Source organism: Streptomyces massasporeus, assembly GCF_014648995.1.
Taxonomy (GTDB): Bacteria; Actinomycetota; Actinomycetes; order Streptomycetales; family Streptomycetaceae; genus Streptomyces; species Streptomyces massasporeus.
Window position 1 is genome coordinate 1 of record NZ_BMSE01000046.1, and the last position, 7,732, is coordinate 7,732.

Sequence of the window (7,732 nt, forward strand, 5' to 3'; positions counted from 1 at the left end):
TCCTCCAGGGCGAGGGCCTAGTGCACGCCGAGCACGGTAAGGGCGTCTTCGTCCGGCCCCGGCCTCCGGTGCGGCGGCTCGCCTCAGACCGGTTCGCCCGACGCCACCGCGAGCAGGGCAAATCCGCGTTCATCGTTGAGGCCGACGCCGCCGGCAGTCACCCGAAGGTGGACAGTCTGGAGGTCAAGGAGGAGAAGGCCAGCCAGGACATCTCCACCCGCCTCGGCTCCGTGCGACGCGTGCTCGCCCGGCGTCGCCGGTACCTGCTCGACGGCCGACCGGTCGAGTTCGCCACGTCATACCTCCCGCTCGACATCGCTCGCGGAACGCAGATCGCCGAACCCAACCCGGGTCCCGGCGGTATTTACGCCCGGCTTGAGGAGTTGGGCCACCAGCTCGACCACTTCGAGGAGGAGATCAGGGCCCGGATGCCCTCGCCGTCCGAGGTCAAGACGCTGCAATTGGCCTCCGGCGTGCCGGTGATCCACCTGATCCGCACCGCCTTCGACACTGCGGGGCGGGCCGTGGAGGTCTGCGACACGGTCATGGCGGCGGACGCCTACGTCCTCTCCTACCAGCTCCCGGCGAACTGATCGGCGGTGCGCGAGGCCACTTCCCCGGACTCGTACACCTCGACACGCATACTCGTATAGACGAGTGGGCAAGTGGTGTGGCAGAGTGGTCGACGGTCCCGGCGTCACCGGGTTCGAAGACTGCATCTTGTCTAGACGAGTAGATGGGAGAGAATCTTGCGCACCATCCGTGTGGAGACCTCGGCCGCGACGATCCTGCTGACTGAGGCGCCCGAGCCTAAGGTCCGCGACCGGCAGACCGGCGAGATTGCCAAGGACGCCGTCAGCGGTGAGGCGCTGATGACGATCGGCGTCGTCTACATCGAGGAGGGGGAGTCGTCCCTGATCAAGGTGACCGTTCCGGAGAGCGGGGTGTCGGAAGGGCTTGCCCTGGGTGCCCCGGTCTCTCTGCCGGGTCTGGTCGCCCGGCCCTGGGAGAGCGTCTTCAACGGGCAGCAGCGCCACGGCATCGCCTTCCGCGCTGCCGCTGTCACTCCGGCCTCCTTCCCGGCCGCTGTGGGAGCCCCGGCCTGATGACCGACCTGACGACGCTTCTGGAGGTGGGTGGTCCCGTCGCCGCACTCGGCGGTGGGGCCGCCTACGCCCGGGCCAAGCACCCCGGCATCTACTGGTCCACAGTCGGCTTACCGATATCCACGGTCCGGCTCCTCAGCTCCTACGGCTCGGTCATGGAAGCCTGCGGCCTGACCGTGGCGCCCTCCCGGCTACGGGTCCTGGCGGTCAAGACCACCACCCGCCGTGAGGTCCGGCCCGTACCGCCGCGTCGGGGACTCGTCCGGCCGACCTCGACGGGGCTGCGCGTCCGCCTTCGGCTTGCCCCGGGGCAGGAACCTGCTGACGTGGCTGCCTCCGCTGAACGGCTGCGGCATGCCTGGGGCGTCCACGCCGTCTACGTGAGCACGGTCAAGCCGGGCGTGGTCGAACTGCGGCTCGTCGGCTTCGACGTGCTGCGGAAGGTTCGTATGCCGCGCAAGCTCCACCCGGACCTTCTGCGGGTCCCGGTCGCGCTGCGGGAAGACGCCACTCCATTCGTTCGCGACTACCGCACCGTGCCGCACCAACTCACCCTCGGTGCCACGCTGTCCGGCAAGTCCATGTATCTGCGTCACCTCGTCGCCGGCCTCGCCCGTCAGCCCGTCGCCCTGGTCGGCATCGATTGCAAGCGGGGTGTGGAACTGGCGCCCTTCACTCCGCGCCTGTCGGCGCTCGCCACCGACCCGGAGCAGGCCGCCGAGCTGCTGCCCGTGCTCATCAAGGAAATGGAGGACCGATACGACCTGATCAAGGCCCGGCAGGGCATCGCGCCGAGCACCCCGGACGAGAAGATCACCTCCGACATCTGGGGCCTGCCCGAGCATGAACGCCCGGTGCCTGTCGTGCTGTTCGTCGACGAGGTGGCAGAACTGTTCCTGGTCGCCACGAAGAAGGACGAGGAACGCCGGGACGAGATGGTCACGCAGCTTATCCGCCTCGCCCAGCTCGGCCGGGCCGCCGGCATCTACCTGGAGGTCTGCGGGCAGCGCTTCGGCGCCGAACTCGGCAAGGGCGCGACCATGCTGCGGGCCCAATTGACCGGCCGGGTCTGCCACCGCGTCAACGACGAAGCCTCCGCGAAGATGGCGCTCGGCGACATCGCCCCCGAGGCGGTCTCCGCCGCCTGCGCCATCGCTCCCGAACGGCCCGGCCTCGCCGTTGCCGGTGACACCTCCGGCGGCTGGTCCCGTATCCGCACGCCGTACCTCTCCCTCGGCGACGCCGCCGACGCCTGCCGTGAGTGGGCCCACCTGGTCCCCGACCTGCCCGCACTCAAGCCCTTCCGGCCCGACGTGCCCGTACCGCCCGCAGAGGCACCGGGCCCGGTCGTGCGGCCCCAACCGGTGACCGACTGACCCGGGCCTGCATTCAGCTCCGGTCGGCGTGACCATCTCACGCCAAGTCCCTACCCCTCCCATGCCTGAATCCGGAAGGAGCCGCAGCATGCGTGCCCACCTGGCCCGCGTCGACGCGGTGCTCGTCCAAGCGGTCATCGCAGCCGCGCTGTCCTTCGCCCACCTGCACGACGTCGCCTCGGCGGCCGGACAGGATGGGTGGAAGGCGTGGGCTTATCCCGTCTCGGTCGACCTGCTGCTCGTCGCCGCCTGGCGCCGACTGCGCTCCGGGGACGCGAAAGCGGCCGGGTGGTGCTGGTTCCTGATCGCCCTCGCCGCATCCTTGGGCGCGAACGTTGCTACCGCCGGACTACTCGACCTGGACCACGTACCAGCCTGGCTCCGCATCCTCGTGGCGGGCTGGCCCGTGGTTGCCTTCCTCGGCGGCACTCTCCTCGTCCACTCCCCGCCAGCCTCGCACGACGAGACCAGTGACGCCGTGGACGGAGAGACGTTCCAGCACATCGAGGACCAGGAGGAAGAGCCCGACCCCGCACCGGAACCCCCGACGCCTCCGACAGCCGAGCCGGCACTGGCTCAGCCTCCAGCCCTGTCGCCCGTCGCCGTCCCGGCCGCCCTGGTCGAGCACGCCCGCAAAGTCGCCGCCGAGCACCACGCCCGCACCGGAACGGCCATCGACACCCCAACCCTGCGCGCCCGCCTCGGCGTCCCGCCGCCCATGGCCGACGCCATCGCCGCCCAACTCTGAGAGGAGACACCCAAGTGAGCGCAAACCGCCGCTTCCGCTTCGTCACCCGCATCGGCCCCGTACAGGTCGGCACCTCCTACGACGGCCGGGGCCGGGAGAAGCACACCGCCGCCTGCACGGCCCCGCGCTGCGGCTTCTCCGCCGACTACGACAGCCGCGCTGGCGCCGAGCTGGCCGCCCGTACCCACCGTTGCCCCGTCCGCTGAAAGGACCCGCACACCGTGACCGTCAGCCTGCCGCTCGTCGTCGTCCTCGGCTTCTTCGCCTGGGGAGCGGTCAAGTTCCTCGGCGTCCGCACGTGGATCGTCGTCCTGATCGCCCTCTTCGGGTTCTGGCTCTCGCACACGTTCATGGCCCCCGCCATCGAGTCCGGCACGCGCTCCGGCGTGGACATCGTCAACGGCTCACATAACTAGACGAGTAGGTAAGGAGGCCTTCGCTGTGTTCCAGCCCATGTACCCCGACAGCCCGACGCCGCCGCCCGCGTACACCCACACCGTGGCCGACCAGGCATCCGCCCGGCGTCCCGCCCCTCAGATCTCCGTCAGCACGGGAGCGGTCGCGGCCGTCCTCGTCGGCGGCGTCGTGCTGACCGCGCTCCTGGCCGCCGTCGCCGTCACCGCCGTCTCCGTGGCCGTCGCCGCCGTGGTCCTGCGCTCGATGCTCCGCGACCAGCACCGCCGCTGACACACCAGACCCCCGGGGCGGCCTCGATACCGCCAAGCATCCGCCGCCCCGGGGGCCCTCTCCCTCCAGCCGAAACCAGAAGGAGAAGCCATCATCACCCGCGCCACTCCGCCCCCGCTCCACGAACTCGGCGAACTGGCCGCCCTGGGCACCATGCCCGCACTCCTGCGCCAGCTCGCCGGCCTCGGCGGCTGCACCCACCCGATCCGCCTCGACGGCCACCGCACCGAGTGCGACGTGAACACCCGCACCGGCGAGATCGGCAACGTCCTCCACCACCTCGACTCCACCAGCCTCCCGGCCGGTCACCTCCTGGTCCGCTGCAACAACCGCCGCACCACCCGCTGCGCGGCCTGCGCCGAGGTCTACCGCCGCGACACCTTCCACCTGATCACCTCCGGACTGCGCGGCGGCAAGGGCGTCCCCGAACGCGTCGCCGCACACCCGCGCGTCTTCGCCACCTTCACCGCACCCAGCTTCGGCCCCGTCCACAACCGCCCCACCGGCCCGGCCCGTTCGGTCCGCCGCTGCCGCTGCGGCACGCTCCACGATCAGGACGACCCCGCACTCGGCACCCCGCTCGACCCGGACACCTACGACTACGAAGCGGCCGTGCTCTGGAACGCGCACGCCGGTCCGCTGTGGCGGCGCTTCTCGACCTACCTGCGCCGGGAGGTCGCCAAGCGTGCCGGACTGACTCAGCGGGCCTTCCGCGAGTACGCCAGGGTGTCCTTCGCCAAGGTCGCCGAGTACCAAAAGCGCGGAGCCGTCCACTTCCACGCAGTCATCCGCATCGACGGCCCCGAGGGAGGCGACACCCCACCACCTGCCTGGGCCACCGCCGAGCTGCTGACCGACGCCATCCAGGCCGCCACCGCCGCCGCTCGTGTGGACGGCCCGGTCATCGACGGCCGGGCGCATGCCTTCGCCTTCGGCCGTCAGCTCGACGTGCGCACCATCCGCTCGGCCGACTTCGACGGCGGCCAGGAACTGACCGAACGAGCCGTCGCCGCGTACATCGCGAAGTACGCCACCAAGGGTGCCGAGACAGCGACGGGGGCTCTGGACCGGCCGCTGAAGTTCCTCGCCGAACTCGCCCAGCTCGACATCAGCGACCATGCCCGCAGGCTCATCCGGACTGCCTGGACCCTGGGTGCCCGTAAGGACCTCGAACACCTCCGCCTGCGTGCCTGGGCCCACATGCTCGGCTTCCGCGGCCACTTCTCCACCAAGTCCCGCCGCTACTCCACCACCCTCGGCGCCCTCCGCGACGCCCGCGCCGCATGGCGCCGCGCACAAGCCGCAGCAGCGGCCGAGACCGAGCCGGACACGACCCTCGTCCTCGCGCACTGGGTCTACGCCGGAACCGGCCTCACCGACGCCGAAGCCTGGCTCGCCGAAACCCTCGAACCCGCCCCCGGAACGGAAGGAGAACCCACCCGTGCGTGACGACGAACTGCTCACCGTCGCCGAGGTGATGGCCCGTCTCAGGCTCGGCCGGTCCACGGTGTACGACCTGATCCGTACGGGGCAGCTGACCTCGGTCACCATCGGCCGATGCCGGCGCATCCCTGCTATCGCTCTGCGTGACTTCATCACGGGTCAGATGGAGCGTGCGGCCTGATGACCAAGCGTCGGAGCCGCGGGGATGGTGGCCTGCACTGGGATGAGAAGCGGCAACGCTGGATCGCCACGGCGAACCTCGGCTTCGATCCGAGCGGCAAGCGGATCGTCAAGCGGGGGAGTGGCAAGACCAAGACGGAGGCGAAGAACAAGCTCAAGGAGGTGTTGAGGGACCACGAGGACGGCCTCGCGATCGCGCCCACCAACTACACGGTCAAGGACGCGGTGACGGACTGGCTTACCTACGGCCTGGCCGGTCTCGACCCGCGCACCGTCGAGACCACGACGCTGCTGAGCCAGAAGCACGTCATCCCGTCACTCGGCGCGCGCAAGCTCCGCGACCTCAGCGCGGAGGACGTAGACCGCTGGCTGGCCGCCAAGGCGAGAACGCTCAGCACGCGCACTCTGCAGGCGATCCACTCCTGCCTCAACCGCGCGGTCAAGCGGGCCATGGCCCGGGACAAGGTGAAGCGGAACGTCGTCGAGCTGTGCTCGGTGCCCCAAGGGCAAGCCGGGCGCCCCTCCAAGGCGCTCACCTTCGCTCAGGCCGAGGCCGTCCTCAAGGGTGCCGAGGGGACCTCCATGTACGCGTACATCGTCGTTGCCCTGCTGACGGGTGCCCGTACCGAGGAGCTGCGGGCGCTCACCTGGGACCACGTCTTCCTCAAGGGCAAGCCGGACGCCGACCCGCCGCAGCCTCCGCATATCGCGGTGTGGCGGTCGGTCCGGCGGAGCGGGGACACCAAGACCCGCAAGTCCCGGCGCACGCTCGCCCTGCCGGCGCGCTGCGTCGAAGCCCTCTGGCAGCAATTCGAAGATCAGGGCTGGGATCGGCTCGCCGCCGACGACAAGTGGGAGGAGCACGGGCTCGTCTTCTCCTCAGCAGTGGGCAAGCCGCTCGACGCGGCCAATGTTCGCCGCGCCTTCCGCCAGGCGCTCAAGGACGTCGACGGGGTCAACGCCGATGAGTGGACGCCTCGGGAGCTGCGGCACAGCTTCGTGTCCCTGCTGTCCGACCGTGGCGTACCGCTGGAAGTGATCTCCCGGCTCGTCGGGCACTCCGGGACGGCCGTGACCGAGGAGGTCTACCGGAAGCAGATCCGGCCTGTCATCCAGACCGGCGCCGTCGTCATGGACGGCATTTTCGGTGCTGGTCCGAAGCAGTAGACACAAAGCGATCAGGGGCCACCCACCGACATCGGTGAGTGGCCCCTGCGCTACATCTCTCATCACGGCACGGTAAAGATCGCGAGAGCGGTGCCTGTAACCCGTACACACGACCGAGTGAATTGAGGCTGCGGATCGCTCCGCAAGACCACTCGTAGGACGTCGTTGGAACCGCTAAACGGCCAGCTCAGAGCCTTGTGATCCCTTGTGCGACTCCTCCAAAGATGCGCTCTTGGAGGCGGTGGCGCCGATGGGCGCACCAGGTCAAGCTCTACGGCAACGCGGCGCCGAAGTAGTGCCGCTTGAACGAAGGGCCGGTTCCCGGTGTCCATCGATATCAGCAGACTCGTTCCCCATGAACGCTCTGAGGTGACGCGTGCAGTTGCGGCGCAAGAGGGGCTTAGCTATGCGGCTCTCTGTGCGCGGCAGGCTCTGGCACCGAGTCCTGGCGAATGGGGTTTGCTCCACTGCACTGCAGGTCCCGAACGGACGCGCGTGACGTTGGCGACGAGCGACATGAGCTATCACCGTCTCCTTGTGCGTGCTTTCGACGGTCCGCGAGATCCCGCCGATACCTGCCTCCCGTCGACCTGGTCCAGTCGCTATGCCTACGGCAGGTATGGATGGCCGGACGACTGGGATCCCGACTCGCCTGGTGATCCGATTCCGTGGCTCCCGGTCGGCGAAGGCGACCTGCGGGAAGTGGGACGCGCGCATGGGTTCCTCTTCAGTCACACGGGCCCTCAGGTCATTGAGGTGTCCTTCCAGGCAACCCCTGAAGGGAACCGCTGGTCTCTTCTGGACATGGACAGGTTCTCTCTGCCTGCCGGATACGGCGATTTGTTGGTCATCGACCCCAACCAGACCAGGATCGATTGGATAGCCGCACGCGGCGTGGCTGTCTATCCGGGGTGGCCGACGCGCGAGGTTCCCCAGTTCGTCACCGCCGACGACGTTGGTGACCACGCCTCCCGTCTCTGGCGGGGTGGAGCGCAACCATTCCGGTGGTACGGCGCTGCCGAAAC

The 7,732-nt window shown here is 69.3% G+C and carries 11 protein-coding genes; all 11 read left to right on the forward strand.

Annotated elements, in window-relative coordinates:
* The coding region (locus tag IE153_RS40825) for a GntR family transcriptional regulator (RefSeq protein ID WP_189594732.1) at positions 1–593 on the forward strand (593 nt) is incomplete at its 5' end.
* Between the two features lie 156 nt (positions 594–749).
* The gene (locus IE153_RS40830; RefSeq protein ID WP_189594733.1) at positions 750–1,106 is read left to right on the forward strand and encodes an SCO3933 family regulatory protein; all 357 of its coding nucleotides are present in this window, start codon (positions 750–752) and stop codon (positions 1,104–1,106) included.
* Positions 1,106–2,482 carry an FtsK/SpoIIIE domain-containing protein gene (locus IE153_RS40835; protein WP_189594734.1) on the forward strand — a complete coding sequence of 459 codons (1,377 nt, stop codon included), beginning with the start codon at positions 1,106–1,108 and terminating at the stop codon, positions 2,480–2,482. Before IE153_RS40830 ends, IE153_RS40835 begins: the two co-directional genes overlap by 1 nt.
* 88 nt (positions 2,483–2,570) lie before the next feature.
* Positions 2,571–3,230, forward strand: coding sequence for a DUF2637 domain-containing protein (locus IE153_RS40840; protein ID WP_189594735.1), 660 nt, complete (start codon positions 2,571–2,573; stop codon positions 3,228–3,230).
* Between the two features lie 14 nt (positions 3,231–3,244).
* The gene (locus IE153_RS40845) at positions 3,245–3,436 is read left to right on the forward strand and encodes a mobile element transfer protein (protein ID WP_189594736.1); all 192 of its coding nucleotides are present in this window, start codon (positions 3,245–3,247) and stop codon (positions 3,434–3,436) included.
* Positions 3,437–3,451: 15 nt separating this feature from the next.
* Positions 3,452–3,646 (forward strand): hypothetical protein, encoded by a 195-nt coding sequence (locus IE153_RS40850; RefSeq protein ID WP_189594737.1) that lies wholly within the window; start codon positions 3,452–3,454, stop codon positions 3,644–3,646.
* A 25-nt stretch (positions 3,647–3,671) separates the two neighbouring features.
* Positions 3,672–3,917: a SpdD protein gene (locus IE153_RS40855; RefSeq protein WP_189594738.1), complete on the forward strand. Its 246-nt coding sequence runs from the start codon at positions 3,672–3,674 to the stop codon at positions 3,915–3,917.
* Positions 3,918–4,070: 153 nt separating this feature from the next.
* Positions 4,071–5,366, forward strand: coding sequence for a replication initiator (locus IE153_RS40860; protein WP_189594739.1), 1,296 nt, complete (start codon positions 4,071–4,073; stop codon positions 5,364–5,366).
* Positions 5,359–5,541: a helix-turn-helix domain-containing protein gene (locus IE153_RS40865; protein WP_189594740.1), complete on the forward strand. Its 183-nt coding sequence runs from the start codon at positions 5,359–5,361 to the stop codon at positions 5,539–5,541. The genes IE153_RS40860 and IE153_RS40865 overlap by 8 nt, the downstream gene beginning before the upstream one ends.
* Positions 5,541–6,707 carry a site-specific integrase gene (locus IE153_RS40870; protein ID WP_189594741.1) on the forward strand — a complete coding sequence of 389 codons (1,167 nt, stop codon included), beginning with the start codon at positions 5,541–5,543 and terminating at the stop codon, positions 6,705–6,707. The genes IE153_RS40865 and IE153_RS40870 overlap by 1 nt, the downstream gene beginning before the upstream one ends.
* Positions 6,708–7,202: 495 nt before the next feature.
* A partial coding sequence (locus IE153_RS42240; RefSeq protein ID WP_229829440.1) for a hypothetical protein occupies positions 7,203–7,732 on the forward strand: 530 nt, incomplete at its 3' end.